General features: G+C 62.3%; 31 protein-coding genes. 10 read left to right on the top strand and 21 right to left on the bottom strand.

Annotation, left to right across the window (positions count from 1 at the left end):
• Positions 1-51: 51 nt before the first annotated feature.
• The 3 genes from rsmD to CAF76_RS04820 are packed head-to-tail and all read right to left on the bottom strand — an operon-like array spanning position 52 to position 3,495.
• Positions 52-660: a 16S rRNA (guanine(966)-N(2))-methyltransferase RsmD gene (gene rsmD, locus CAF76_RS04830; RefSeq protein ID WP_085646981.1), complete on the bottom strand. Its 609-nt coding sequence runs from the start codon at positions 658-660 to the stop codon at positions 52-54.
• Positions 660-2,147, bottom strand: a complete 1,488-nt coding sequence (locus CAF76_RS04825) for a pitrilysin family protein (protein WP_085646980.1) — start codon at positions 2,145-2,147, stop codon at positions 660-662. Before CAF76_RS04825 ends, rsmD begins: the two co-directional genes overlap by 1 nt.
• Complete coding sequence (locus CAF76_RS04820; RefSeq protein ID WP_064600101.1) at positions 2,140-3,495, bottom strand: pitrilysin family protein; 1,356 nt, start codon at positions 3,493-3,495, stop codon at positions 2,140-2,142. The genes CAF76_RS04825 and CAF76_RS04820 overlap by 8 nt, the downstream gene beginning before the upstream one ends.
• 344 nt (positions 3,496-3,839) lie before the next feature.
• Here CAF76_RS04820 and ftsY point away from each other — a divergent pair, with 344 nt between their 5' ends.
• The 4 genes from ftsY to rpoH all read left to right on the top strand — a co-directional run bounded on the left by ftsY (position 3,840) and on the right by rpoH (position 7,996).
• Positions 3,840-5,336: a signal recognition particle-docking protein FtsY gene (ftsY, locus tag CAF76_RS04810; RefSeq protein WP_085646979.1), complete on the top strand. Its 1,497-nt coding sequence runs from the start codon at positions 3,840-3,842 to the stop codon at positions 5,334-5,336.
• The gene (ftsE, locus tag CAF76_RS04805; RefSeq protein ID WP_007953396.1) at positions 5,333-6,004 is read left to right on the top strand and encodes a cell division ATP-binding protein FtsE; all 672 of its coding nucleotides are present in this window, start codon (positions 5,333-5,335) and stop codon (positions 6,002-6,004) included. Before ftsY ends, ftsE begins: the two co-directional genes overlap by 4 nt.
• Complete coding sequence (gene ftsX / locus CAF76_RS04800; RefSeq protein WP_085646978.1) at positions 6,001-7,026, top strand: permease-like cell division protein FtsX; 1,026 nt, start codon at positions 6,001-6,003, stop codon at positions 7,024-7,026. The genes ftsE and ftsX overlap by 4 nt, the downstream gene beginning before the upstream one ends.
• Positions 7,027-7,141: 115 nt before the next feature.
• Positions 7,142-7,996: an RNA polymerase sigma factor RpoH gene (gene rpoH / locus CAF76_RS04795; RefSeq protein ID WP_007953393.1), complete on the top strand. Its 855-nt coding sequence runs from the start codon at positions 7,142-7,144 to the stop codon at positions 7,994-7,996.
• 70 nt (positions 7,997-8,066) lie between these two features.
• Here rpoH and mtgA read toward each other — a convergent pair whose 3' ends face one another.
• A complete protein-coding gene (gene mtgA / locus CAF76_RS04790) occupies positions 8,067-8,789 on the bottom strand; it encodes a monofunctional biosynthetic peptidoglycan transglycosylase (RefSeq protein WP_085611980.1) in 723 nt (240 codons plus the stop codon).
• Between the two features lie 74 nt (positions 8,790-8,863).
• On the opposite strand from mtgA, the gene CAF76_RS04785 reads away from it, so the two are divergent.
• The 4 genes from CAF76_RS04785 to trmB all read left to right on the top strand — a co-directional run bounded on the left by CAF76_RS04785 (position 8,864) and on the right by trmB (position 11,107).
• Positions 8,864-9,244 carry a DUF423 domain-containing protein gene (locus CAF76_RS04785; RefSeq protein ID WP_085646977.1) on the top strand — a complete coding sequence of 127 codons (381 nt, stop codon included), beginning with the start codon at positions 8,864-8,866 and terminating at the stop codon, positions 9,242-9,244.
• A 72-nt stretch (positions 9,245-9,316) separates the two neighbouring features.
• Entirely contained in the window at positions 9,317-9,517 is a 201-nt protein-coding gene (thiS, locus tag CAF76_RS04780) for a sulfur carrier protein ThiS (RefSeq protein ID WP_007953386.1), read from the top strand.
• 60 nt (positions 9,518-9,577) lie between these two features.
• Positions 9,578-10,372 (top strand): thiazole synthase, encoded by a 795-nt coding sequence (locus CAF76_RS04775; protein WP_007953385.1) that lies wholly within the window; start codon positions 9,578-9,580, stop codon positions 10,370-10,372.
• Between the two features lie 9 nt (positions 10,373-10,381).
• Positions 10,382-11,107, top strand: coding sequence for a tRNA (guanosine(46)-N7)-methyltransferase TrmB (gene trmB / locus CAF76_RS04770; RefSeq protein ID WP_085646976.1), 726 nt, complete (start codon positions 10,382-10,384; stop codon positions 11,105-11,107).
• 130 nt (positions 11,108-11,237) lie between these two features.
• Here trmB and CAF76_RS04765 read toward each other — a convergent pair whose 3' ends face one another.
• The 10 genes from CAF76_RS04765 to CAF76_RS04720 all read right to left on the bottom strand — a co-directional run bounded on the left by CAF76_RS04765 (position 11,238) and on the right by CAF76_RS04720 (position 18,086).
• Positions 11,238-11,561, bottom strand: a complete 324-nt coding sequence (locus CAF76_RS04765; protein ID WP_011336381.1) for a DUF3392 domain-containing protein — start codon at positions 11,559-11,561, stop codon at positions 11,238-11,240.
• A 19-nt stretch (positions 11,562-11,580) separates the two neighbouring features.
• A complete protein-coding gene (gene hemW / locus CAF76_RS04760) occupies positions 11,581-12,786 on the bottom strand; it encodes a radical SAM family heme chaperone HemW (protein ID WP_085646975.1) in 1,206 nt (401 codons plus the stop codon).
• Positions 12,783-13,379 carry an RdgB/HAM1 family non-canonical purine NTP pyrophosphatase gene (gene rdgB / locus CAF76_RS04755; protein WP_011336379.1) on the bottom strand — a complete coding sequence of 199 codons (597 nt, stop codon included), beginning with the start codon at positions 13,377-13,379 and terminating at the stop codon, positions 12,783-12,785. The genes hemW and rdgB overlap by 4 nt, the downstream gene beginning before the upstream one ends.
• Positions 13,376-13,810 (bottom strand): DUF4426 domain-containing protein, encoded by a 435-nt coding sequence (locus CAF76_RS04750; protein WP_085646974.1) that lies wholly within the window; start codon positions 13,808-13,810, stop codon positions 13,376-13,378. The genes rdgB and CAF76_RS04750 overlap by 4 nt, the downstream gene beginning before the upstream one ends.
• Positions 13,811-13,836: 26 nt before the next feature.
• Positions 13,837-14,457: a methionine biosynthesis protein MetW gene (gene metW / locus CAF76_RS04745; RefSeq protein ID WP_011336377.1), complete on the bottom strand. Its 621-nt coding sequence runs from the start codon at positions 14,455-14,457 to the stop codon at positions 13,837-13,839.
• A gap of 7 nt (positions 14,458-14,464) precedes the next feature.
• Entirely contained in the window at positions 14,465-15,604 is a 1,140-nt protein-coding gene (locus tag CAF76_RS04740; protein ID WP_039767930.1) for a homoserine O-acetyltransferase, read from the bottom strand.
• Positions 15,605-15,669: 65 nt separating this feature from the next.
• Positions 15,670-15,960, bottom strand: a complete 291-nt coding sequence (locus tag CAF76_RS04735) for a DUF167 domain-containing protein (protein WP_085646973.1) — start codon at positions 15,958-15,960, stop codon at positions 15,670-15,672.
• Positions 15,957-16,547 carry a YggT family protein gene (locus CAF76_RS04730; RefSeq protein ID WP_085646972.1) on the bottom strand — a complete coding sequence of 197 codons (591 nt, stop codon included), beginning with the start codon at positions 16,545-16,547 and terminating at the stop codon, positions 15,957-15,959. Before CAF76_RS04730 ends, CAF76_RS04735 begins: the two co-directional genes overlap by 4 nt.
• A 10-nt stretch (positions 16,548-16,557) precedes the next feature.
• Complete coding sequence (proC, locus tag CAF76_RS04725) at positions 16,558-17,376, bottom strand: pyrroline-5-carboxylate reductase (protein WP_064600085.1); 819 nt, start codon at positions 17,374-17,376, stop codon at positions 16,558-16,560.
• A 23-nt stretch (positions 17,377-17,399) separates the two neighbouring features.
• Positions 17,400-18,086, bottom strand: a complete 687-nt coding sequence (locus CAF76_RS04720) for a YggS family pyridoxal phosphate-dependent enzyme (protein ID WP_085646971.1) — start codon at positions 18,084-18,086, stop codon at positions 17,400-17,402.
• A gap of 56 nt (positions 18,087-18,142) precedes the next feature.
• Here CAF76_RS04720 and CAF76_RS04715 point away from each other — a divergent pair, with 56 nt between their 5' ends.
• Entirely contained in the window at positions 18,143-19,177 is a 1,035-nt protein-coding gene (locus tag CAF76_RS04715; protein WP_007953348.1) for a type IV pilus twitching motility protein PilT, read from the top strand.
• 47 nt (positions 19,178-19,224) lie between these two features.
• Here CAF76_RS04715 and CAF76_RS04710 read toward each other — a convergent pair whose 3' ends face one another.
• Positions 19,225-19,842 carry a C40 family peptidase gene (locus CAF76_RS04710; RefSeq protein WP_039767935.1) on the bottom strand — a complete coding sequence of 206 codons (618 nt, stop codon included), beginning with the start codon at positions 19,840-19,842 and terminating at the stop codon, positions 19,225-19,227.
• A gap of 249 nt (positions 19,843-20,091) precedes the next feature.
• Here CAF76_RS04710 and CAF76_RS04705 point away from each other — a divergent pair, with 249 nt between their 5' ends.
• Positions 20,092-20,526, top strand: coding sequence for a TM2 domain-containing protein (locus CAF76_RS04705; protein WP_064600078.1), 435 nt, complete (start codon positions 20,092-20,094; stop codon positions 20,524-20,526).
• 36 nt (positions 20,527-20,562) lie between these two features.
• Here the strand turns inward: CAF76_RS04705 and CAF76_RS04700 are convergent, their stop codons facing one another.
• The 6 genes from CAF76_RS04700 to CAF76_RS04675 form a co-directional block, all read right to left on the bottom strand.
• Positions 20,563-21,834 carry a dihydroorotase gene (locus tag CAF76_RS04700; RefSeq protein WP_085646970.1) on the bottom strand — a complete coding sequence of 424 codons (1,272 nt, stop codon included), beginning with the start codon at positions 21,832-21,834 and terminating at the stop codon, positions 20,563-20,565.
• Positions 21,831-22,835, bottom strand: a complete 1,005-nt coding sequence (locus tag CAF76_RS04695; RefSeq protein ID WP_007913665.1) for an aspartate carbamoyltransferase catalytic subunit — start codon at positions 22,833-22,835, stop codon at positions 21,831-21,833. The genes CAF76_RS04700 and CAF76_RS04695 overlap by 4 nt, the downstream gene beginning before the upstream one ends.
• Before the next feature lie 27 nt (positions 22,836-22,862).
• Complete coding sequence (gene pyrR, locus CAF76_RS04690) at positions 22,863-23,366, bottom strand: bifunctional pyr operon transcriptional regulator/uracil phosphoribosyltransferase PyrR (RefSeq protein ID WP_085646969.1); 504 nt, start codon at positions 23,364-23,366, stop codon at positions 22,863-22,865.
• An 81-nt stretch (positions 23,367-23,447) separates the two neighbouring features.
• Positions 23,448-23,885 carry a Holliday junction resolvase RuvX gene (gene ruvX / locus CAF76_RS04685; protein WP_007953334.1) on the bottom strand — a complete coding sequence of 146 codons (438 nt, stop codon included), beginning with the start codon at positions 23,883-23,885 and terminating at the stop codon, positions 23,448-23,450.
• Positions 23,885-24,457 (bottom strand): YqgE/AlgH family protein, encoded by a 573-nt coding sequence (locus CAF76_RS04680; protein WP_011336368.1) that lies wholly within the window; start codon positions 24,455-24,457, stop codon positions 23,885-23,887. The genes ruvX and CAF76_RS04680 overlap by 1 nt, the downstream gene beginning before the upstream one ends.
• A 59-nt stretch (positions 24,458-24,516) precedes the next feature.
• The gene (locus CAF76_RS04675; protein WP_039767939.1) at positions 24,517-25,416 is read right to left on the bottom strand and encodes an energy transducer TonB; all 900 of its coding nucleotides are present in this window, start codon (positions 25,414-25,416) and stop codon (positions 24,517-24,519) included.
• Positions 25,417-25,482: the final 66 nt, after the last annotated feature.

Genomic DNA, 25,482 nt, shown 5'->3' with positions numbered 1-25,482 from the left:
TGCAGCGCAGCGAGTCTCGGCTGAGACTCGCCGCTTTTTCAAGCCGGTCGGTTAACCGGCGATCACTGCCATACGTTGCCATAACGCGTAGTACACCCGCCCGGATTTTTGCTCGCGGTGCAGGCGCCAGTTGCCTGGCAGGCCGAGGGTCGATGGCGCGGTTTCGCTTTCAGTGTAGATCCACGCATCGTCGGCCAGCCATTGGCGCTCTTCGAGCAGCGTGCACACGGCGGGCAGCAGGTTCTGATTGAACGGCGGGTCGAGGAACACCAGGTCGAACGCGGTGGCGGTCTGGGTTTCCAGGTAGCGCAGCGCATCGGCGGTCTGCACGTGGCCGTTGGTGCAGCGCAGCGTGCCGAGGTGTTCTTTCAGGCTGGACACCGCGACATGGCTGGCATCCAGCGCCTGACCCAGGGCCGCGCCACGGGACAGTGCTTCGAGAAATAGCGCGCCGCTGCCGGCGAACGGGTCTAGCACCTTGGCCCCGGCAACGTAGGGCGCGAGCCAGTTGAACAGGGTTTCGCGCACCCGGTCCGGCGTCGGACGCAGGCCCGGCGCATCAGGGAAGCTCAGTTTTCGGCTGCGCCATTCGCCGCCGATGATGCGCAACTGGTTCACACCGTTGTGCAGTTTTTGTACAGGTTTCTTTGGACTGGCCATTAATGCTCCGGAACCCCGAGCGGCTGCTCGGCAGGTTTATCAGATGGGGCCGGTAACGGCTTTTGCGGCACGGTCGGGCCAGCGCTGACGATGACCAGTTTATCCGTGCTCAAGTGTTTGTTGAGGACGTCGCGAACCTGCTCGACCGTCAGGCTCTGGGACTGACGCATGAAGTCGTCCAGATAATTCAGCGGCAGGTTGTAGAAACCCATGGCACCGAGCTGACCGACGATATCGGCGTTGCTCGCGGTGGACAGCGGGAAGCTGCCGGCCAGTTCGCGCTTGGCGTCGTCGAGTTCTTTCTGGGTCGGGCCGGTCTTGAGGTAGTCGGCGAGCACGTCCTGCACCAGTTTCAGGGTGCCTTCGCTCATTTCCGCGCGGGTCTGCAGGTTGATCATGAACGGGCCGCGCGCCTGCATCGGGCTGAAGGCCGAATACACGCCGTAGGTCAGGCCGCGCTTCTCGCGCACTTCGCTCATCAAGCGAGTGCCGAAGCCACCGCCACCGAGGATCTGGTTGCCCATCGACAGCGCGGCGTAATCCGGGTCGTCACGGTCGATGCCCAGTTGCGCGATCATCAGGTTGGTCTGCTTCGACGGAAACTCGATGTGGCCGATGCCGGCTTTCGGCTCGGTCGGTTGCTCGACCTTCGCCAGCGCCGGGCCTTTTGGCAGTGCAGCGGACACCTGATTGGCAATCGCCTCGGCTTCGCTGCGGGACAGATCGCCCACCAGCGCGATCACCACGTTGCCGGCTGCATAGGCCTTGGCGTGGAACTCACGCAGTTGCGCCAGCGTGATCTTCGGCACGCTTTGCGCATTGCCGTCGCTGGCGTGGGCGTACGGGTGATCGCCGTAGAGGCGCTTCATCAGCTCCAGGCTGGCGAGTTTGCCGGGGTTCTGTTTCTGGTATTCGAAACCGGCGAGCATCTGGTTCTTGATGCGCGCGAAGGAGTCAGCCGGGAAGGTCGGTTTGCCCACCACTTCCGAAAACAGCTTCAGCGCCGGCTCGCGCTTGTCGGCGGCACTCAGACTGCGCAGCGACGCGATGGCCATGTCCTTGTAGGCGCCGTTGCCGAAATCCGCGCCCAGGCCTTCGAAACCCTGAGCGATGGCGCCGACATCCTTGCCCGCCACGCCTTCGTTGAGCATGGCGTTGGTCAGCAGGGCCAGGCCCGGCGCGTTGCCGTCCTGGCTGCTGCCGGCGGAGAAGATCAGGCGCATGTCGAACATCGGCAGTTCGCGAGCCTCGACGAACAGCACCTTGGCGCCTTCGGCGGTGTTCCAGGTCTGCACGTCGAGCTTGCGGCTGGCCGGGGCCTTGCCGTCGAGTTCGGCCAGCGATTGCAGTTTCTGGCTGGACTTGGCGTTATCCAGCGCTTCGCTGGCGTTGGTGTTGTCGCTTGGCACCAGGTAGAACGCAGCGGAGCCGATGATGGCCACGGCGATCAGGCCGAGCAGCAGGCGTGGGGTTTTGCGCTCACTCATGAGTCGTCTCCAGGGGCAGGACGTGGGCGACGCTGAGACGTTCGCGGGTGAAATACAGCTTGGCGGCGTTCTGGATGTCTTGCGGGGTGACGCTCTCCAGATCGGCCAGTTCGGTGTCCATCAGCTTCCACGACAGACCGACGGTCTCCAGCTGGCCGATGGCGGTGGCCTGGCTGGTGATCGAATCGCGCTCGAAGACCAGGCCGGCGATGACCTGCGCACGTACGCGCTCCAGTTCTTCGGCGGACGGTGCGGTGGTTTTCAGCTGCTCCAGCAGTTTCCACAGACCGGCTTCAGCCTGGGCCATGGTCTTTTTCTTCTGGGTGTTCGGCGTGGCCGACAGGGTGAACAGGCTGTCGCCGCGGGTGTAGGCGTCGTAGCTCGACGAACCGCCGGACACCAACTCTTCACCGCGCTCGAGTTGGGTCGGGATGCGACCGCTGTAGCCGCCGTCCAGCAATGCCGAAATCAGGCGCAAGGCGTTGACCGAACGTTTGTCTTCGGCGGTGGCGATACTCGGGACGTTGAAACCGAGCATCAGGCTCGGCAGTTGGGTCTGCACGTGCAGGGTGATCTGGCGTTCACCCGGTTCGGCCAGTTCCAGCGGTTTTTTCGCCGGCGGCACGTCGCGTTTCGGGATCGGCCCGAAGTAGCGCTGGGCGAGAGTCTTCACCTCGTCCGGGGTCACGTCGCCGACCACCACCAGCGTGGCGTTGTTCGGCACGTACCAGGACTGATACCAGTGGCGCAGCTCTTCGACCTTCATCCGCTCAAGGTCAGCCATCCAGCCGATGGTCGGCGTGTGATAACCGCTGGCCGGGTAGGCCATGGCCTTGTAGCGCTCGAAGGCCTTGGCCATCGGCTTGTCGTCGGTGCGCAGGCGGCGTTCTTCCTTGATGACTTCGATTTCCTTGGCGAATTCGTCGGCCGGCAGGCGCAGGTTGGCCATGCGGTCGGCTTCCAGTTCGAAGGCTACGCCCAGACGGTCGCGGGCCAGGACCTGGTAATAAGCGGTGAAGTCGTCGCTGGTGAAGGCGTTTTCTTCGGCACCGAGGTCGCGCAGGATCAGCGAGGCTTCGCCGGGACCGACTTTCTCGCTGCCCTTGAACATCATGTGCTCGAGGGCGTGGGACAGACCGGTCTGGCCCGGGGTTTCGTAGCTGGAACCGACCTTGTACCAGACCTGCGACACCACCACCGGCGCGCGATGGTCTTCGCGCACGACGACCTTCAAGCCGTTGTCGAGAGTGAATTCATGGGTCGGTTGCGGATCGGCCGCCAGGGCCGAAAGGGGCAGGCAGACTGTGCTGAGCAGCAGGCCTGCGGCGCGGCGGGCTAGAGCATTCATTCGTTTTTAAACCTGTTGGGCTGCCCGCTTGGTCTTAGCGTCGGCGGGCGAGAGGGTGCTAGGATACTGATCCGTTTTACTGGCGGCCACGCCTATCAGGCCACTGATCGGTCTATAGGTTGTACGGGTTACCGGCAGAAGCTTTGAGTTTCTCAGCTAAACTCTGCGTTTTCGCCGACGATGCCGTTCCAGTCCTTCGTATTTAATGACCTTTGAGGTGCTTTTGGCACCTCGACAAAATGTTGCGCGTGAACAAGCTGGGTGAAACACAGTCTGTTCTGCATCGAATATTATTTGCCGGGGCGCCCCTGTGGCGCGTCGCTACCGTGAGATAGCCGTCCTCCATGTTTGGTTCCAACGACGACAAGAAGACCCCAGCTGCGGCTGGCGAGAAGAAAGGCCTGTTCGGATGGCTGCGCAAGAAACCGCAGGAACCCGTCGTCGAACAGCCGACTGCCATTCCTGAGCCAGCCCCTGCGCCCGCTCCCGTAACAGAAGAAGCGCCGGCACCGGTTGTACTGCCGATCGCCGAGCCGGTGCTGCAACCGGTGGCCGAGGCCGAGCCAGAAGCGCCGGCTGCCGCCGAGTTGCCGCTGACCCCGGCCAGCGAACCGTGGCTGACCCTGCCGGTGGCGGAAGAGCCGGTGGCGCTGGTCGAAGAGGCCGCGCCGCACGTTACGCCAACGATTCCCGCGCCGGCTGCGTTCACGCCAGAGCCTGTTCAGGCGCCGGTGGTGGAAGCCGCTCCTGTCATTCCAGAGCCCATGGTTGCTCCCCCGGTTGCCCCGATTGTCGAAGCGCCCGAGCCTGCACCTGCACCTGCACCTGCACCTGCACCTGCACCGGTAGCAGCAGTGCCAGTCGTTCCTGTGGAAACCCAGGTCGAAGCCCCGCGCACCGAAGAAACCAAAGCCGGCTTCTTCGCCCGTCTCAAGCAGGGCCTGTCCAAGACCAGCGCCAGTATCGGCGAAGGCATGGCCAGCCTGTTCCTCGGCAAGAAAGCCATCGATGACGATCTGCTCGACGATCTCGAAACCCGCCTGCTGACGGCCGACGTTGGCGTCGAGGCGACTTCGGTGATCATCCAGCGGCTGACCCAGAAGGTCGCGCGTAAAGAGCTGGCGGATTCCGACGCCCTGTACAAATCCCTGCAGGCCGAGCTGGCGGCAATGCTCAAACCGGTCGAGCAACCACTGAAGATCGTTTCCCAGAACAAGCCGTTCGTGATTCTGGTGGTCGGCGTCAACGGCGCCGGCAAGACCACCACCATCGGCAAACTGGCGAAGAAACTGCAGCTGGAAGGCAAGAAAGTCATGCTGGCCGCCGGTGACACCTTCCGCGCCGCCGCTGTCGAGCAATTGCAAGTCTGGGGCGAGCGCAACAAGATCCCGGTGATCGCCCAGCACACGGGCGCGGACTCGGCTTCGGTGATCTTCGACGCCGTGCAGGCCGCCAAGGCCCGTGGCATCGACGTGCTGATCGCCGACACCGCCGGTCGTCTGCACACCAAAGACAACCTGATGGAAGAACTGAAAAAGGTTCGCCGAGTGATCGGCAAGCTCGACGCCGATGCGCCGCACGAAGTGCTGCTGGTGCTCGACGCCGGCACCGGCCAGAACGCCATCAACCAGGCCAAGCAATTCAACCAGACCGTCGAACTGACCGGCCTGGCGCTGACCAAGCTCGACGGCACCGCCAAGGGCGGGGTGATTTTTGCCCTGGCCAAGCAATTCGGCCTGCCGATCCGCTACATCGGCGTCGGTGAAGGCATCGACGATCTGCGTACCTTTGAAGCCGAACCCTTTGTCCAGGCACTGTTTGCCGAGCGGGAGCGTTCATGATTCGTTTCGAACAGGTCGGTAAGCGCTACCCGAACGGTCACGTCGGCTTGCATGAGCTGAGCTTTCGAGTCCGTCGCGGCGAGTTCCTGTTTGTCACCGGCCACTCCGGTGCCGGTAAATCCACGTTGTTGCGTCTGCTGCTGGCGATGGAGCGTCCGACCAGTGGCAAGCTGCTGTTGGCCGGGCAGGACCTGAGCACCATCAGCAATGCGCAGATTCCGTTCCTGCGTCGGCAGATCGGCGTGGTGTTTCAGAACCATCAACTGTTGTTCGATCGCACGGTGTTCAATAACGTCGCGCTGCCGTTGCAGATTCTCGGGCTGTCCAAGGTCGAGATCGCCAAGCGCGTCGATTCGGCGCTGGAGCGCGTGGCGCTGTCGGACAAGGCCGAGCTGTATCCGGGCGACCTGTCCACCGGTCAGCAACAGCGCGTCGGCATTGCCCGCGCCATCGTTCACCGTCCGGCCCTGCTGCTGGCGGACGAACCGACCGGTAACCTCGACCCGCGTCTGGCGGCCGAGATCATGGGCGTGTTCGAAGACATCAACCGTCTGGGCACCAGCGTGCTGATCGCCAGTCACGACCTGGCGCTGATCGCGCGCATGCGCCATCGCATGCTGACCCTGCAACGCGGCCGATTGATCGGCGACGGGGAGGCCGGTGTATGAGTGCGACACGCAGTCCGAAGGTTTCCGAGCGCGTGGCCCCGAAGGCCGCCGATCCGCAACCGCCAAAGAAGAAAAAGCACGACGATGACGACGGCCCGGACTTTGCCACGTTGTTCCGTGCCTGGATCGAAAGCCATCGCGCCAGCTGGATCGACAGCCTGCGGCGTCTCGGCAAGCAGCCGATCGGCAGCTTCTTCACCTGCATGGTGATGGCGGTTGCGCTGAGCCTGCCGATGGGCCTTTCGCTGTTGCTGAGCAACGTTGAGCGCCTCGGCGGTTCGTGGCAGCGCGCGGCGCAGATCTCGCTGTACCTGGAGCTCGAGGCCAGTCCCGCTCAGGGCGAAGCGTTGCGTGATCAGATCAAAGTCATGCCGGGCGTAGCTGATGCCGAATATGTCGGTCGCGACCAGGCGCTGGAAGAGTTCCAGCAGCAGTCGGGCCTGGGCGAAGCCCTGCGCGAGCTGCCGGAAAACCCGTTGCCGGGCGTGGTGCTGGTGACGCCGAACGAGGTCGACAAGTCGACCCTGGAAGCATTAAGACAAAAACTTTCCGAGCTGCCCAAGGTACAACAGGCGCAACTTGATCTAGTCTGGGTCGAGCGTCTGGCCGCCATCCTCAAGCTCGGTGACCGTTTCGTGTTCGGTCTGACGGTGTTGCTGGTTTCCGCATTACTTTTGGTGATAGGCAATACCATTCGTCTTCATATTGAAAACCGCCGCACCGAGATAGAAGTGATTAAACTCGTCGGCGGCACCGACAGCTATGTGCGTCGTCCCTTCCTTTATATGGGCGCGTTGTATGGCTTCGGTGCGGGGCTGCTGTCCTGGGGTGTATTGGCGTTCGGCCTGAACTGGCTGAACGATGCGGTGGTCGGGCTGGCCGGCTTGTACGGCAGCGATTTCGCACTGGCCGGCGTGCCAGTTGCCGACGGTCTGTCGCTCTTGCTTGGCGCGGTGCTGTTGGGTTATATCGGTGCATGGATTGCAGTCGCACGTCATCTCAGGGAGCTGGCGCCGAAGTAGAATCTTTTTTGCGCGTGATTGACCTTTCAGTGGTTAAGGAAACTTTCATTTGAGTTTCCGGTCAATTTTTCGCAATGCTGAAAAGCATGAGTATGTAAGTCGGAGGTTTTTCCGTATGTCCAATTCTTTGCAACCTGCGTATGCATTGGTTCCAGGCGCAAACCTGGAAGCCTACGTGCACACCGTCAACAGCATTCCATTGCTGACGCCGGAGCAGGAGCGTGAACTGGCCGAGAGTCTCTACTATGAGCAGGATCTGGGGGCGGCTCGGCAGATGGTGCTCGCCCACCTGCGGTTTGTCGTACACATCGCCCGTAGCTATTCCGGCTACGGTCTGGCTCAGGCTGACCTGATCCAGGAAGGTAACGTCGGCCTGATGAAGGCCGTGAAGCGTTTCAACCCGGAAATGGGCGTGCGTCTGGTGTCCTTCGCGGTGCACTGGATCAAGGCCGAGATTCACGAGTTCATCCTGCGCAACTGGCGGATCGTGAAAGTTGCGACCACCAAGGCCCAGCGCAAGCTGTTCTTCAACCTGCGCAGCCAGAAGAAACGTCTGGCCTGGCTGAACAACGAGGAAGTCCACCGTGTGGCGGAAAGCCTCGGCGTCGAGCCGCGTGAAGTGCGTGAGATGGAAAGTCGCCTGACCGGCCATGACATGGCCTTCGACCCGGCTGCGGAAGCAGACGACGACAGCGCTTTCCAGTCGCCGGCCAATTATCTGGAAGACCACCGGTACGACCCGGCGCGTCAACTGGAAGATGCCGACTGGAGCGACAACTCCAATCACAACCTGCACGAAGCGCTGGAAGTGCTGGACGAACGCAGCCGCGACATCCTCTACCAGCGCTGGCTGGCAGAAGAGAAAGCCACGCTGCACGACCTGGCGCAGAAGTACAACGTGTCGGCGGAGCGGATCCGTCAGCTCGAGAAGAGCGCGATGAACAAGCTCAAGTTGTCGATTGCCGCGTAACTGGCAGTCCGGCAATAAAAAACGCCCCGATCAGTGATGATCGGGGCGTTTTTGTTTGCCTGTCAGCAAGTTATTGGGCCCAGGGCGCGCGGCGCGAATCATTGAGTGTCAGCAGGTAGCTGTCGCCGCCCAGCTGGCTCATTTGTTGGCGAATCCAGCCGGCTCGGCGCGACACATAAGCAGTCGGATGACTGGCGCTCCAGACCCGGGGATTCGGCAGCACAGCCGCCAGATAACTCGCCTGCTGCCGGGACAGCGACCTGGCGCCTACGCCAAAGTGATGCCTTGCCGCCGCTTCGGCACCAAACACGCCGTCATCCCACTCGACGCTGTTCAGGTACACCTCGAGAATCCGCTGCTTGGGCCAGAACACTTCGATCAGCGCGGTGAACCACGCCTCCAGGCCCTTGCGCAGATAACTGCGGCCGGACCACAAGAACAGGTTCTTCGACACTTGCTGGCTCAAGGTGCTGGCACCACGGATCGAACCGCCGAGCTCGTTGTGGGCCAGTGCGGCCTTGATCGCACTCAGGTCAAACCCCCAGTGCTCGGGGAATTTCTGGTCTTCGCCGGCAATCACCGCGACCTTCAGGTCATCGGAAATCTCGTCCCACGGCTTCCAGGTGCGTTGCAGATCGATCGGCTCGCCGTCGACCCAGGATTCGATCTTGCGCTCGACCATCAGCGCCGTGAACGGTGGCGGCACGAAGCGAAACACCAACACCAGCAATACGCTGCCGCCCGCGAACCAGAGCAGGGCCTTCGTGAAACGACGGAGAAATAAACGCAGCATAGAGATGGCTTGGCCGAACCGGTTGAGCGGGCCATTATACAGACCCTGCCGATCGAGTCTGACTGGAGTTCTACATGCTGCGTAGCTTTCTGATGCTGGCTGCCTTCTTTGGTTTCACCGGTGTCGGCCTCGGCGCATTCGCCGCCCATGGCTTGAAAAACCGCCTGACACCCGAATACCTGGCGATCTTCCACACCGGCGTCACCTATCAACTGGTGCATGCACTGGCGCTGTTTGGCGTGGCGCTGCTGGCCACGCAGCTTCAGGGGCGGCTGGTCGCCTGGGCCGGCATCTCGTTCAGCGTCGGCATCCTGTTGTTCTCCGGCAGCCTGTACCTGCTGACCACCCTCAGCATCGGCAAGCTCGGCATCATCACCCCGTTCGGCGGTCTGGCATTCCTGATTGGCTGGCTGTGCCTGGGGCTGGCCGCTTGGCGCCTGTATCCAACCGCTTGACGCTTGGTGCTGACCTTTAGGTCATGATCGGGCTAGAATGCCACCCCCTAAAAAGTGATGGCGGCGTTGCGCATGCGCATTCAGTTGAACGGTGAATCCTTTGAACTGCCCGACGGTGAAACCGTTGCGGCCCTGCTGACCCGTCTGGATCTGACCGGGCGCCGCGTCGCGGTCGAACTCAATCTGGATATCGTCCCGCGCAGCCAGCATGCCGACACCACTTTGAACGACGGCGACAACGTCGAAGTCGTGCACGCCATCGGCGGCGGCTGATCGCCAGGCCTGCATGGGCCGAGAATTCTGCAAGACCCTCACCCCAACAGAGGATTCCCCATGAGCATCGTTCGTAGCGACAAGCCTTTCGTTCTGGCCGGTCGTACTTACCAGTCGCGTTTGCTGGTCGGTACCGGCAAGTACCGTGACATGGAAGAAACCCGCTTGGCCATCGAAGCCTCGGGTGCCGAGATCGTCACCTTCGCGGTGCGCCGCACCAACCTGGGCCAGATCGAAGGCGAGCCGAACCTGCTCGAAGTGCTGTCGCCGGATCGCTACACCTTCCTGCCGAACACCGCCGGCTGCTACGACGCAGTCGAAGCCGTGCGCACCTGTCGCCTGGCCCGTGAGCTGCTCGATGGCCACAATCTGGTGAAGCTGGAAGTGCTGGCCGACCAGAAAACCCTGTTTCCCAACGTGATCGAAACCCTCAAGGCCGCCGAAGTGCTGGTCAAGGAAGGCTTCGACGTGATGGTCTACACCAGTGATGACCCGATCATCGCCCGGCAACTGGCGGAAATCGGTTGCATCGCGGTGATGCCGCTGGCCGGTCTGATCGGTTCGGGCCTGGGGATCTGCAACCCCTACAACCTGCAGATCATCCTCGAAGAAGCCAAAATCCCGGTGCTGGTGGATGCCGGTGTCGGCACCGCTTCCGACGCCACCATCTCCATGGAACTGGGCTGTGACGCCGTGCTGATGAACTCGGCCATCGCCCACGCCCAGCAGCCGATCATGATGGCCGAAGCCATGAAACACGCGATCGTCGCGGGCCGCCTGGCCTACCTCGCCGGCCGCATGCCGAAAAAACTCTATGCCAGCGCCTCTTCGCCGCTGGATGGTCTGATCAAGTAAGAGCTATTGATGACTGAATCGAACGACACGCCAATCCAGACGGAAGAAGGCGACGAGCGCCAACACCGCCGCATCAAGAGTTTTGTGATGCGCGCCGGGCGCATGACCGAAGGCCAGCAGCGCGGCCTGGATCAGGGCGCGCCGAAGTTCGTCCTGCCGCTGGCCGATGCGCCGGTGGATTACGACCAGGTGTTCGGCCGCTCCGCGCCGCGTTCGCTGGAGATCGGTTTCGGCATGGGCCACTCGCTGCTGGAGATGGCCGCCGCTGCGCCGGAGCAGGATTTCATCGGTGTCGAGGTTCACCGTCCGGGTGTCGGCGCGCTGCTCAATGGCGTGCTGACTCAGGGCCTGACCAACCTGCGGGTCTACGATTGCGACGCGATCGAAGTGCTCAATCGCTGCATCGCCGACAACAGCCTCGATCGCCTGATGCTGTTTTTCCCGGATCCGTGGCACAAGAGCCGTCACCACAAGCGCCGCATCGTTCAGGCGTCCTTCGCTGAACTGGTGCGCAGCAAGCTGAAGGTTGGCGGCATTCTGCACATGGCCACCGACTGGGAACCGTACGCCGAATACATGCTGGAAGTGATGAACGTCGCCCCGGGCTATCGCAACCTCGCCGAAGACGGCAAGTGCGTACCGCGCCCGGCCGAGCGGCCGATCACCAAGTTCGAACGCCGCGGCGAACGTCTTGGGCATGGCGTGTGGGATTTGAAGTTCGAAAAGCTCGCTTAAGCCTTACGCAGAACCCAATGTGGGAGCGAGCCTGCTCGCGATAACGGTCTGACAGTCAACGATGATGTTGAATGTTAAATCGCTATCGCGAGCAGGCTCGCTCCCACATTTGTTTTGTGTGTGCTGAAAATCAGCGGCGGTCGGCCACTACGCCAATCAACACCAGCACCACCAACAACACCGGCGCCAGGCTGTAGTTGTTGAACTGGCTCAGCCCCTTCACCACCCACGGCGTCGCGTAGATCAGCGCCGCGCCGCTGCCGATCATGCACAGCAGGGCCATCAGCGGCACGCGCAGGGCGCCGGCAATGCTACCCAGGCGTTGTTCGACCCAGCCCTTGAAGTCGGCGCCGAACAGCACCAGCAGACAGCCCACCAGGGCCAGAGCGATTTCCGAGAGGTTGCTGCGGCTCCAGCGGGACACGGTGGCGAGCAGGTCGAGTATCAAATCCATGCGGTTTCCTTGAGAGCGGTCAGCTCAGAAATTTCTGCAGCAAGTCGTTGAGGAACAGTTGTCCGCGCTCGGTGGCCGCCAGACGTGACGGTTCGACCTGCAACAGACCGCTTTGTTCGGCCTCGCGCCGCTGTTCGTCGAGGCTCTCCAGCGGCAGGCCGGTGCGCTCCGGGTACAGGCGTGATTCGACGCCGGCGGTCAGGCGCAGGGCGTTCATCAGGAATTCGAACGGCATCTCGTCGTTGGTCAGGGCTTTCTCGCCGGCCTGGAAACTTTTGGCCGGGTTGAGGTAGTCCTTCGGCAGGCGCGTCTTCCAGGTGCGCACGATGCGCCCGTCCGGATGGCTGAGCTTGCCGTGAGCGCCGGCGCCGATGCCGATGAAGTCGCCGAAACTCCAGTAATTGAGGTTATGCCGCGCCGGGCGACCCGGTTGGGCATACGCCGAAACTTCGTACTGCGCGTAACCGTGCTCGGCCAGCAGTGCCTGTCCGGCCTCTTGAATGTCCCACAGCGTGTCGTCTTCCGGCAGCACTGGCGGCTGGTTCCAGAACACGGTGTTCGGCTCCAGCGTCAACTGATACCAGGAAATGTGCGTCGGTTTCAGCTCGATCGCCTGGCGCAGATCGCTCAGAGCATCGTCCAGCGACTGGTCCGGCAAGCCGTGCATCAAGTCGAGATTGAAGTTATCGAACCCGGCCTGGCGCGCCATGCCGGCGGCGCGTACCGCTTCGTCGCCGTTGTGGATACGGCCGAGGGCCTTGAGTTTTTCCTGCTGGAAGCTCTGGATGCCGATCGACAGGCGATTGATCCCCAGTTTGCGGTAGGCGACGAACTTCTCTTGTTCGAAGGTCCCGGGATTGGCTTCCAGGGTGATTTCGATGTCGTCGGCAAACGCAATGCGTTGTTTCACGCCTTCCAGCAGGCGGCCTAGGGCTTCGGCACTGAACAGGCTCGGCGTGCCGCCGCCAAAAAAGATCGAACTCAACTCACGGCCGTACACCGCGTGCAGATCCTGATCGAGGTCGGCGAGCAGCGCGTCGACGTACTCCTGCTCCGGCAGCACCGGGCTGGCGGTGTGGGAGTTGAAGTCGCAATACGGGCATTTGCGCACACACCACGGGATGTGGATGTACAGCGCCAGGGGCGGCAGCGTCGGCAACGGCGCCCGAGGCGAGGAGGCGGCGCCGCCGATAATCAGCGACGACGCGGAGGAACTATCGGTCATTTCAAGCCCAGACGCTGGCGCAGCAGATCCATTGCACGGGCGCGGTGGCTGATCTGGTTCTTGTCGCTCGGGCTCAGCTCGGCGCTGGACACGTTACGCTCCGGCACCCAGAACAGCGGGTCATAGCCGAAACCGTGCTCGCCACTGGCGGCGGTCAGAATGCGCCCGTGCCACAGACCTTCGCAGAGGATCGGCAGTGGATCATCGGCGTGACGCACCAGCGCCAGCACGCAAACGAACTGCGCACCGCGCTCGGCTTCAGGCACGTCCTTCAAGGCGTCGAGCAGTTTGGCGTTGTTCGCCGCATCGCCCTTGCCGTCGGCGTAGCGCGCCGAATAGATGCCCGGCGCGCCGCCGAGGAAATCCACCGCCAGGCCCGAATCGTCGGCCAGCGCCGGCAGCCCGGAAATGCGCGCAGCATTGCGGGCCTTGAGGATCGCGTTCTCGACGAACGACAGACCGGTTTCTTCCGGCTCCACGCTGCTGAATTCGCCGATCGAGCGCAGTTGCACCGAGTCGCCGAGCATGGCCTGGAGCTCCTTGAGTTTGCCGGCGTTATGGCTGGCCAGTACGAGTTGCTTGAGATTGATCATTGGCCAGGGAAAAGCTCTTGGTTGAAATTGAGGGTGTTGATCTTGTCGCCGGTCTGCACCTTGATTTCAAAAGTGCGGGTTTCCTGCTGTTCCACCGGGTACTGGGCGATGTAGTAGATCGCGCCCTGTTCGGTGATCTGGCGGAAAGTCAGCGGCACGCTCTGGCTGGTCAGGTCCTTGACGGTGCCGGAGACCTGGGCGATCAGCGGCTTGCCGTCCTTGATCACCGAGACATTGATCACGCCCTGATTCTTGCTGCGGATCAGCTCGGCAGCCTTGGCGATGTCCGGCGTCAGGAAGGTCGAGTTGAAGGTGTTGTAATGCACGGTGACATCACCGAACACTTCCTTGCGTTCGCCCTTGATGGCATCGGCAGCCACGGCCGACAGGCTCAGGCAGGCGGCCAATAGCGCGGTAATCAAGCGTCCCATGTTCGTACTCCTCGCAATGTCGTGGTTCAGACCGCGATTCTGTGATCCGCAAGCCCCGGGCTGCTGACGCGGTAGATACCGATCTCACCTAACAGATTAGGCCATAGCTTACTGGCCCACCCGTGGCGGTGCTGTTGATCCACGGCAAGCCGATCAATGACCTTCGCCTCACGTTCGCGACAAAGTTCTTCAAAGTCTTCGAAGGTGCAGAAGTGGATGTTCGGCGTGTTGTACCAGGTGTACGGCAGGAATTCCGACACCGGCATCCGACCCTTGCTTGCCAGGTACCAGCGGCAGCGCCAGTGACCGAAGTTGGGGAAGGTGATGATGCACTGGCGACCGACCCGCAGCATTTCGTCGAGGATCTTGTCCGGGTAGTGCACGGCTTGCAGGGCCTGGGTCATCACCACGATATCGAAGCTGTTGCTGGCGAAGTTGCCCAGGCCTTTGTCCAGGTCTTGCTCGATGACGTTGATGCCCTTGGCCACGCACTCGGCGATGTTGTCCGGGTCGTTTTCCAGGCCATAGCCGGTGACCTGCTTGTGGTCGCGCAGCCAGGTCAGCAACTCGCCGTCACCGCAGCCGAGGTCGAGCACGCGGCTGCCGGCGGGGATCCATTCCTGGATGATTTCCAGATCAGCTCTCATGGCTTTCTCACAACGTAATGCGGTTCATGTAATTGCCGAACGCCTGCAAATAACGCGGGATCGGAATCAGGAAGGCGTCGTGGCCCTGGGGTGCGTCGATTTCCAAGTAACTGACGTCCTTGCGCGCGGCCATCAGCGCGTCCACCAGTTCCCGCGAACGGGCCGGGGAGAAGCGCCAGTCGGTGGTGAACGACATCACGCAGAACCTGGCTTTTGCACCTTCGAAGGTTTTCGCCAGGTTATCGTTGAAGTTCGCTGCCGGATCGAAGTAGTCCAGCGCCTTGGTCATCAACAGATAGGTGTTGGCATCGAAGCGCCCGGAGAACTCTTCGCCCTGATAGCGCAGGTAGCTTTCGACCTGGAACTCGACGCTGTGGAAGTCGTAGTTGAGCTTTTCGCTCTTCAGGCCACGGCCGAATTTCTCGCCCATGGAGTCGTCTGACAGGTAGGTAATGTGCCCGACCATCCGCGCCAGCATCAGGCCGCGCTTGGGGATCACGCCGTGTTCCTGGAACGAGCCGCCGTGGAATTCCGGGTCGGTGAGGATCGCCTGGCGCGCCACTTCGTTGAAGGCGATGTTCTGCGCCGACAGCTTCGGGGCCGAGGCGATGGCCAGGCAGTGGCGCACGCGATCCGGATACGTGATGGTCCATTGCAGCGCCTGCATGCCGCCGAGGCTGCCACCGATCACCGCGGCCCACTGGCCGATGCCGAGCAGGTCGGCCAGGCGTGCCTGGCTGTGCACCCAGTCTTCCACGGTCAGCACCGGGAAGTCGGCGCCGAACGGCTTGCCGGTTTCCGGGTTGAGGCTGCTCGGGCCGGTGGAGCCGTTGCAACCGCCGAGGTTGTTCAGGCTGACCACGAAGAACTTGTTGGTGTCGATCGGCTTGCCGGGGCCGATGCAGCTGTCCCACCAACCGGGCTTGCGGTCGTCGACGCTGTGATAACCCGCAGCGTGGTGGTGGCCGGACAAGGCATGGCAGATCAGCACGGCGTTGCTCGCTTGCGCGTTCAGCGTGCCGTAGGTTTCGTAGATCAGGTCATAATCGGCCAGCGAACGGCCGCAGGCCAGGGCCAGGGGTTCGCTGAAGTGCGCCGTTTGCGGCGTCACCAGACCAACAGAATCGGGGGGAAAGGCAGCTGGCATCGACCCTGCTCTCGTTGAAATGAGGCGTAAGTCTAAAGACCGGTGGGGTTAGCGGCAAGCAACGATCAGGGGCGGCAGAGCCCCGGCAGATCCGGCAGCTTTTTCGGTGCGCTGACGCGCACTCGCTTCTGCCGGTTCAGCTCGCCGCTGAGCAAACTGACCTGACTCTTGGAAACCCCAAAAGCCTTGGCCAGAAACCCCATCAGATACGCATTGGCCTTGCCCTCGACCGGCGGCGCCGTCAGGCGGATCTTCAGGCGATCGCCGTGCAGCCCGCAGAAATCATCGCTGCGGGCGGCCGGTTGCAGGTGACACTCCAGAATCAGGTCGTCACCGTCCCAGCGAAACCAGCTCACATCAGCAGGCGCAGGATTTCCGGCATCATCGTCATCGCCGCGAGGTTGTTGATCACCAGCATGTCGATCAGCTTCAGCACGAGGAAGGCGAAGATCGGCGACAGGTCCAGACCGCCGAGGTTCGGCACGATGCGACGGAACGGCGCCAGGGCCGGCTCACAGATCTGGTTCACCAGCTCGGCGCCCGGATTGTGGCTGCCCGGTGCGACCCAGGACAGGATGATGCTGATGATCATGGCCCAGAAGAAAATCTTCAGGAACAGCGCCGTCACGCCGATCAGCGACCAGATCAGCAGTTGCAGCGGGTTACCGGTGGTGCCGTAGGTCAGCAGCAGGGTCAGCGCCATCAGCGCCAGTTGCACGAGAATCGCCAGTACCAGCGACGACATGTCGAGGCCGAACAGGCTCGGAATGATCCGGCGCAGTGGCTTGAGCAGCGGCTGGGTGGCCTTGACCACGAACTGGCACAGCGGGTTGTAGAAGTTCGCCCGCACCAGTTGCAGGACGAAGCGCAGCAGCACGATCAGCAGGTACAGGCTGCCGAGGGTTTGCAGCACGTAGACCGCTGCGGTGTTCAATCCAATCATGTGAGGCTCCTTATTTGCCCAGTTGTTCGGCCATTTCGGCCGAGCGGTGCGCGGCGGCGCCGAGTGCTTTTTCCACCAGGGCTTCGAAGCCGCCGGCCTGGAACGATTTGATTGCAGCTTCCGTGGTGCCGGCCGGCGAGGTCACGCGGCGGCGCAGTTCGGCAGCGTCGACGTCACTGGACACCGCCATATGCGCGGCGCCGAGAGCGGTCTGCAGGGTCAGTTGCTCGGCGGTTTCCTTCGGCAGGCCGAGTTTGACGCCGGCGGCGGTCATGGCTTCGATCAGCAGGAAGAAGTACGCCGGGCCGGAACCGGAAACGGCGGTAACGGCGTCCAGTTGCTGCTCTTCGTTCAGCCACAGGGCGATGCCCACGGCGGACAGCAGTTCTTCAGCCTGTTGACGCTGCTCGGCACTCACTGCGCCGGTGGCGTACAAACCGCTCACGCCCTGACGCAGCAGCGCCGGGGTGTTGGGCATACAACGCACGATCGGCTGCTCGCCCAGCCAGGCCGTCATGCTGGCGCAGGTGATGCCGGCGGCGATGGAGACCACCAGTTGATTCGGTTTCAGGCTCGGGCGAATCGCTTCGCACACGGCTTTCATGGCCTGTGGCTTGACCGCCAGCACGACAACGTCAGCGCCGTCGATGGCCTGGGCGTTGTCGGCGAAGGTTTCGATGCCGTGTTCGGCGCTGACTTTGGCGCGGGTTTCTTCGCCCGGATCGCTGGCGCGAATGTGTGCAGCTTCCAGACCCTTGGCCCGCAGGCCGCCGATCAGGCTGGCGGCCATGTTGCCGGCACCGATAAAGGCAATACGTGTGTTGCTCATGTCAGGTCCTTATCTGGAAATGGTCAAGATTGGGAATAGTCGCGGGCGCCGAACAGGGCCGTACCGATACGGACCCAGGTCGCGCCTTGGGCAATGGCCGACTCGAGGTCGTGGCTCATGCCCATGGAAAGTGTGTCGAGCGGCAGATCGAGGCCGGCCTGCAATTTCTGAACGGCAGCGAATGCAGCGTCTTGCTCGGCGCGATCTTCGGTCGGCTCGGGAATCGCCATCAACCCGCGCAGTTTCAGGCGCGGCAGGGCGCTGATGGCGTGAGCCAGGGCCGGCAGGTCTTGCGGGGTGCAGCCGGACTTGCTGGCTTCACCGCTGACGTTGACCTGAATGCAGATGTTCAGTGGCGGCAGATCCGCCGGGCGTTGTTCGGACAGGCGTTGGGCGATTTTCAGACGATCCACGGAGTGCACCCAGGCGAAATGCTCGGCAATCGAGCGGGTCTTGTTCGACTGAATGGGGCCGATGAAGTGCCAGATCAAGGGCAGGTCGGCCAGTTCGAGCTGCTTGCCCAAGGCCTCTTGCAGGTAGTTCTCGCCGAAGTCGCGCAGGCCGGCGGCGTACGCTTCGCGCAGGGCTTCGGCCGGTTTGGTCTTGCTCACGGCCAGCAGCTGGACGCTGTTTTCATCGCGTCCGGCCGCTTTGACGGCTGCCTGAATACGCGAACTAACCAGTTGGATGTTGTCTGCTATCGTGGACATCAAGAGGCGCCAGCGGTCTGAAGGTTCGCGGCATTCTACTGGAATTGAGGGACGCTATGGATATCACTGAACTGCTGGCCTTCAGCGCCAAACAGGGCGCTTCCGACCTGCACCTGTCGGCCGGTCTGCCGCCGATGATCCGCGTGGATGGCGATGTGCGGCGGATCAATCTGCCGGCGCTGGATCACAAGCAGGTGCACGAGCTGATCTACGACATCATGAACGACACCCAGCGGGTGGACTTCGAGAAACATCTGGAAACCGACTTTTCCTTCGAAGTCCCCGGTGTGGCGCGCTTTCGGGTCAATGCCTTCAACCAGAACCGGGGCGCCGGGGCGGTGTTCCGGACCATCCCGTCAAAAGTGCTGAGCATGGAAGACCTGGCCATGGGCGACGTCTTTCGCAAGATCACCGATGCGCCGCGCGGGCTGGTGCTGGTGACCGGACCGACCGGCTCCGGCAAGTCCACGACACTGGCGGCGATGATCGATTACCTCAACACCCATCGCCATCACCACATCCTGACCATCGAAGATCCGATCGAATTCGTTCATGAATCGCGCAAATGCCTGATCAATCAGCGCGAAGTCCATCGCGATACCCGCAGTTTCGCCACCGCGTTGCGCTCAGCGCTGCGCGAAGACCCGGATGTGATCCTGGTGGGCGAGATGCGCGATCTGGAAACCATCCGCCTGGCGCTGACCGCCGCCGAGACCGGGCACCTGGTGTTCGGTACCTTGCACACCACGTCGGCAGCCAAGACCATCGACCGGGTGGTGGATGTGTTCCCCGGGGACGAAAAATCCATGGTGCGCTCGATGCTCTCGGAGTCGTTGCTGGCGGTGGTGTCGCAGACGCTGATCAAGAAGATCGGCGGCGGTCGGGTGGCGGCGCACGAGATCATGCTGGGCACGTCGGCGATCCGTAACCTGATCCGCGAGGACAAGGTGGCGCAGATGTATTCGGCGATACAGACCGGTGGCTCGCTGGGAATGCAGACACTCGACATGTGCCTGAAAGATCTGGTGACCAAGGGCTTGATCAGCCGCGAACATGCGCGGGAGAAAGCGCGCACGCCGGATAACTTTTAGGCAAAAAAAACGCAGCCCGTGGGCTGCGTTTTTTTGTACCTGAACAATCAGCGCTGAACGACGCGCATCTGCCCCTGTTCTTTCGGCAATACGCGTTTGGCCACCACGTAATGCTTTTCCCAGTACGGCTTGTTCAGAGTGTCGATGCTCACCGCTTTGCCGCGCCGTGGCGCATGGATGAATCGGTCGTTGCCCAGGTAGATGGCAACGTGATTGACCCGACGGCTCTTGATGTTGAAGAAAATCAGGTCGCCCGGCTTCAGGTCCTTGCGTTCGACTTTCTCGCCGTGACCGCTGGCCATGGCGTTCGAGGTGCGTGGCAGGTCGAACGTGGCGTCGTTGAACGCGTATTTCACCAGACCGCTGCAGTCGAAGCCTTTACTCGGGCTGCTGCCGCCCCAACGGTATGGCGTACCGAGGACGTTTACCGCGCGACTGAGGACGTTGCTGCTTTCCTTGGTCGCCATCGGTGGCACCAGCTTGCTGCGGCCGGTGCTGCTCAGCGTGGTGTGCTTGACCTGTTTGCCTTTGTTCGAAGGAGCAGAGGCATGGGATTTAGGGGTGAAACCGTTAACGTTGGGAAGACGTTGCTCACGATTGGTGGCGTGGGCGGCCAGTGGCATTAATAGGCAAATAGTTAGCCATGTCTTGAAAAATGGACGCATTAGGCAGGGCTCTTGATGTGTTAGCGCGCAACTTTATAACAGCTTTTTTGTCACTTCCGAGGCCGTTGGTCGATTCAATCCGATGCCAACGGAACCAAATAAGCGGCAAAAAGACGCAATTGTCGGACAGAAGTCCGGTGCTATAAGGCTTTGACGGGACACACGGTAGCATTTGCCATACGTCGGCTACCTGTAAAAAAGTCACAAAGAATTAAAGAATATTTATCTATCGCGTGTATCGAGGTCTTAATGAACGGCTATCAGCTGCCCCGTGTGAAGGAAAAAGACACCCACAGCAAGGTGATCGGTTACCTGTTGTGGATTTTCGGTTTCACAGGCTCTCACCGCTTCTATTACGGCAAGCCGGTGACCGGCACGATCTGGTTTTTCACTTTCGGGTTGCTGGGGATCGGCTGGCTGATCGACGTGTTCCTGATCCCGGCGATGGATCGCGAAGCCGACCTGCGTTTCGCCGCGGGCCCGATCGAGTACAACGTGGCGTGGATTCTGCTGACCTTCCTCGGCGCGCTCGGCGTGCACCGGATGTATCAGGGCAAGTGGATCAGCGGGTTGGTGTATCTGCTGACCGGCGGGTTGTTCTTTCTTGGGGTGCTGTATGACTTCTGGACGCTGAACGATCAAGTGTCGGTGCGTAATGCCGAAGGGCGGGGCGCATTTCAGTAAGTGATGGCGAGGGAGCTGGCTCCCTCGCCATTTTTTTTACGCCTGGTGACTGATCCGGCCATCCACCAAGGTGTAACGCACCACACCCGGCAGGCTATGGCCGAGGAACGGGCAGTTCTCGCCTTTCGACAGCCAGGTTTCGCCGGCAACGGTCGAGGCCTTCGGATCGAACAGCACGATATCCGCCGCCCCCCCCACCGCCAGTTTGCCCGCCGGCAGGCGCAGGGCCTCGGCCGGGCCGGCGCTCAGGCGGGCCAGCAGGGTCGGCAGGTCCAGCAGGCCATCCTCGACCAGCGTCATCGCCAGCGGCAGTAGCAGTTCGACGCTGCTGATGCCCGGTTCGGTCGCGCCGAACGGTGCCAGTTTGGCATCGCGCTCATGGGGCTGGTGATGGCTGGAAATCGCCGAAACCACGCCGGACTTCACCGCTTCACGCAGGCCGTCGCGGTCGGCGCGGGTGCGCAGCGGCGGTTGCACGTGATACAGGCTGCTGAAGTCGATCAGTGCTTCGTCCGTCAGGATCAGCTGATACAGGGCGACATCCGCCGTGACTTTCAAGCCACGAGCCTGGGCCTGAGCGATCAAGGCCACGCCGCGAGCACTGGTCAGCTGGCTGAAGTGCGCACGCACGCCGGTTTGCTCGACCAGCAGCAGATCACGGGCCAGGGCCACGGTTTCAGCGGTTTCCGGGATGCCTGGCAGGCCGAGGAAGCTGGCGGTGGCACCTTCGTGGGCCAGGCCGCCGTCGGCGAGGTCGTGATCCTGCGAGTTGAAAATCACCGTCAGGTCGAACGTTGCCGCGTAGTCCAGCGCCCGGCACAGGGTGCGGGTGTTGCGGAAGCTTTCCAGGCCGTTGCCGAACGCTACGCAACCGGCGTCGCGCAGGGCCACCAGCTCGGCCAACTGTTCGCCATCCAGACCTTTGCTTAGCGCGCCGATCGGGAACACCTTGGTGTTGCCGGCCTCGCGGGCGCGGTCGAGGATCAGCTCGGCCACGGCGGAGGTGTCGAGCACCGGTTTGGTTTTCGGTGGGCAGCACAGACTGGTCACACCACCGGCCGCAGCGGCGCGGGTTTCGCTGGCGATGGTGCCTTTGCGACTGTAGCCCGGCTCGCGCAGGGCGACGTTGAGGTCTACGAGACCTGGAGCGGCAACAAGGCCTCGGGCATCGATGGTTTCGACGGCAGTGAAACCGGCCGGTGCAGCGCCGAGGGCGACGATCTTGCAGGCTTCAACGTGAATATCGGTGATTTGATCCAGGCCGCTGCTTGGATCGATGACGCGGGCGCCGAGAATGCTGAGCTTCACTGGGCGTTCTCCTGCTCGAATTGACGTTGCGCCGTTTGCCCGCTCATGGCCATCGACAGCACGGCCATACGGATCGCGATGCCGTAGGTGACTTGATTGAGGATCACCGAATGCGGGCCGTCGGCCACCGCCGACTCGATCTCCACTCCACGGTTGATCGGCCCCGGGTGCATGACAATGCAATCGGGCTTGGCGCCGGCCAGGCGCGCGGTGGTCAGGCCGAACAGGCGGTAGAACTCGCCTTCGCTCGGCAGCAGGCCGCCGGTCATGCGCTCACGCTGCAGGCGCAGCATGATCACCACGTCGACGTCTTTCAGGCCTTCGGTCATGTCGGTGTAGACCTTCACGCCGTATTGCTCGATGCCGATCGGCAGCAGGGTCTTCGGCGCGATCACGCGGATGTCCGGGCAACCGAGCGTCTTCAGGGCGAGCATGTTCGAGCGCGCCACCCGCGAGTGCAGGATGTCGCCGACGATGGCCACCGAGAGGTTCTCGAAACCGCCCTTGTGACGGCGGATGGTCAGCATGTCGAGCATGCCCTGGGTCGGGTGCGCGTGCCGGCCGTCGCCACCGTTGATGATCGCCACTTGCGGGCAGACATGTTCGGCGATGAAGTGCGCGGCGCCCGAGTCACCGTGGCGCACGACGAACATGTCGGCGGCCATGGCTTCCAGATTGCGCAGGGTGTCGAGCAGGGTTTCGCCCTTGCTGGCCGACGAGGTCGACACGTTCAGGGTGATCACGTCCGCCGACAGCCGCTGGGCCGCCAGTTCGAAGGTGGTGCGAGTGCGGGTCGAGTTTTCGAAGAACACGTTGCACACGGTCTTGCCGCGCAGCAACGGGACCTTCTTCACGGCCCGGGCACCGACTTCGAGGAACGAGTCGGCGGTGTCGAGGATTTCCGTCAGCAACTCGCGGCGCAGGCCGTCGAGCGAGAGGAAGTGGCGCAGCTGGCCCTGATCATTGAGCTGCAGCGGGCGCTTGGTATCTAGAGGCGTCATCGCGAGGGGGACTCTCAATAGGGCGGATTAAAGGGCAAGGTCTTGCAGTTCGAGGGCCAGCTCCGGCCCGGACAGCTTGACCCGCTCGTGGGCGGCCAGCGACAGGGTCGCGCCGACCACGTTCGGGCGGATCGGCAGTTCGCCGGCGTCCAGGTCCAGCAGGCAGACCAGCGTCACGCTGGCCGGGCGGCCGTAGTCGAACAGTTCGTTCATGGCGGCGCGGATGGTCCGGCCGCTCATCAGTACGTCGTCGATCAGCACCAGATGCTGGCCTTCGATTTCGAAGGGCAGGGCGGAAGGGCGCACTTGCGGGTGCAGGCCGTTCTGGCTGAAGTCGTCGCGGTAGAAGGAAACATCCAGCGTGCCCAATGGCGCGTCGCTCCCCAGCTCTGCGAGCAGGGCCTGGGCGACCCAGACGCCGCCGGTGCGGATGCCGATGTAACGCGGTTCGCTGATTTCACGCTGGGCAAGGTGCGCCTTGAGGCGGGTCGCCATCTGGCTGATCAGATCGGCGGGATTGGGCAGGCTCATGGTTGCTCCTTCTTGGGGTCGAGCCGGTTCTCGCGAACCGGGGCTCGGGTTGTAACCAAAAGAAAAGCGCCGTAGCGCTTGTCAGGATTCAAATAGTGCGGTGTTTTCGTCGAGCCAGCCTTGCAGCAGCAGGGCGGCGGCGATGGCGTCCACCGGGTTATCGCGGTAGCTGCCTTTCTGTCCGCCGCGCACCAGTCGTTCGCCCTTGGCTTCGAAGGTCGTCAGGCGTTCGTCGTGGGTATAGAAAGGCAGGTTGAAGCGGCCATTGAGGCGCCGGGCGAATTTCTCGGCGCGGGCGCACATCTCGCTGGGCGTACCGTCCATGTTCAGCGGCAGGCCGACCACCACGGCGTCGGGTTTCCATTCCTTTATCAGGGCTTCGACCTGATTCCAGTCCGGCACACCGTTCTGTGCCTTCAAGGTGCACAGCTCGCGGGCCTGGCCGGTAATCACCTGGCCGACCGCCACGCCGATCTGTTTGGTGCCGTAGTCGAAGCCGAGGATCAGGCGCAGGGCCATCAGGCGTGCCCTGCCTGGCTGGTCAGCAGGCTGAGGTTGATCCCCAGGTGCCTGGCCGCCGCTTCCAGGCGCAGTTCACTGCTGGTATTGAACAGGATGTCGGCGTCGTACGGGCAGGTCAGCCAGGCGTTGTCGGCCAGTTCGGCCTCCAGCTGCCCGGCTTCCCAACCGGCATAACCGAGGGTGATGACGCTTTTGGCCGGACCCACGCCGTCGGCGATGGCGAACAGCACGTCCTGCGAGGTGGACAGGGCCAGATCGCCCTCCAGCTCGACGGTCGCCTGGAAAGTCTTGCCTGCCGGGTGAAGGACAAAACCGCGATCGGTCTGCACCGGGCCGCCGATGAAGATCGGCACGTGCTGGCACAGCGCTGGCGGATCGATGTCCGGGCGCAGTTGTTCGAGGATGTCGGCCAGATTCAGCTCTTGCGGTCGGTTGACCACCAGCCCCATGGCGCCATTGGCCGTGTGCTCGACGATGTAGGTCAAGGTGTGGGCAAAGTTCGGGTCGGCCATGTGTGGCATGGCGATCAGGAAGTGATGCTTGAGGTAGCTGGGGCTGACGTTTTTCATGTGCGCTAGTGTGGCGTTCGGGGGGCGAACTGACAAGCTGGAGCGGGTAAAAGATCGGCTCAGTTACTGGACAGCCGGTCACCCCGGGCGAATTTCCAGGTGCGGATGATTTCCAGCCGGTCGATGTCCGACAGGTCCCCGGTAAACGGTGCAAACGGTGCCGCCAGTCGCACGATACGTTGCGCCGCCTGATCCAGCAGCGGCTGGCCGGAAGACTCCAGCACCAGCACTTCATACAGCGAGCCGTCGCGGTTGATCGACACCATCAGGCGCAGATTGCCGTAGATCTGCTTGCGCCGGGCTTCGTCGGGGTAATTGAGGTTGCCGATGCGCTCGACCTTCTTGCGCCATTCGTCCTTGTACCAGGCGCCCTTGTCGCGCATGGTCGACGCGGCGCTGAGGCGGTGGATACGCGGACGCTTGGCGTACAGCTGTTGTTCGTTGGCCAGTTCGGCTTCGAGGCTGGCGATGTCGCTGGAGAGCTGCGAGCTGTCGAAAGTCGGCGCATCGACCGTCGGTTTGGTCTCGGTCCTGGCTTCTTCTTTCTTGGTCGGCGCCTTTTTCGGTTTCGGCGCGACGGTGGTCACGGCCGCCTTGGGCGCGGCTTCCTGCACTTCCGGCTTGGCGGCCGGTGGCGGGGTGACTTTCTTGACTTCGTTTGCCTGGAACGGCGCGACCTCGGTGGTCTTGGGGATCGCCTTCTTGTCGAGGGTGCCGCTGCCTTCCTGGTTTTCCTGGGCGAGAAAGTCGGCCTTCGCCGGCTTCTTTTCGCTCTTGAAGGTGGCGAGGGTGATTTCCAGGGTTTTGCTGATCTGCTTGGGCTCGACCATGGTGAAACCCACGCCGAGCAGCAGCGCCAGGTGGATCAGCGCCGCGAGAAACAGGGTAAATCCGAGGCGATCGACCGGGCGCACGCCTTTATGGGCGAGTTCAGCGGGCAGATCGGACGGAAGTGTCATGACAAGAAAACCAACATCGCGTTTTTCACAGGCCGCGCATGATAACGCAATGTTGGTTTCACGCCT

It is taken from the genome of Pseudomonas sp. B40(2017), assembly GCF_002112855.1.
Lineage (GTDB): Bacteria > Pseudomonadota > Gammaproteobacteria > Pseudomonadales > Pseudomonadaceae > Aquipseudomonas > Aquipseudomonas pharyngis.
Note: the sequence above shows the minus strand (reverse complement) of the source record. Positions and strands in the feature narration are given on the sequence as shown.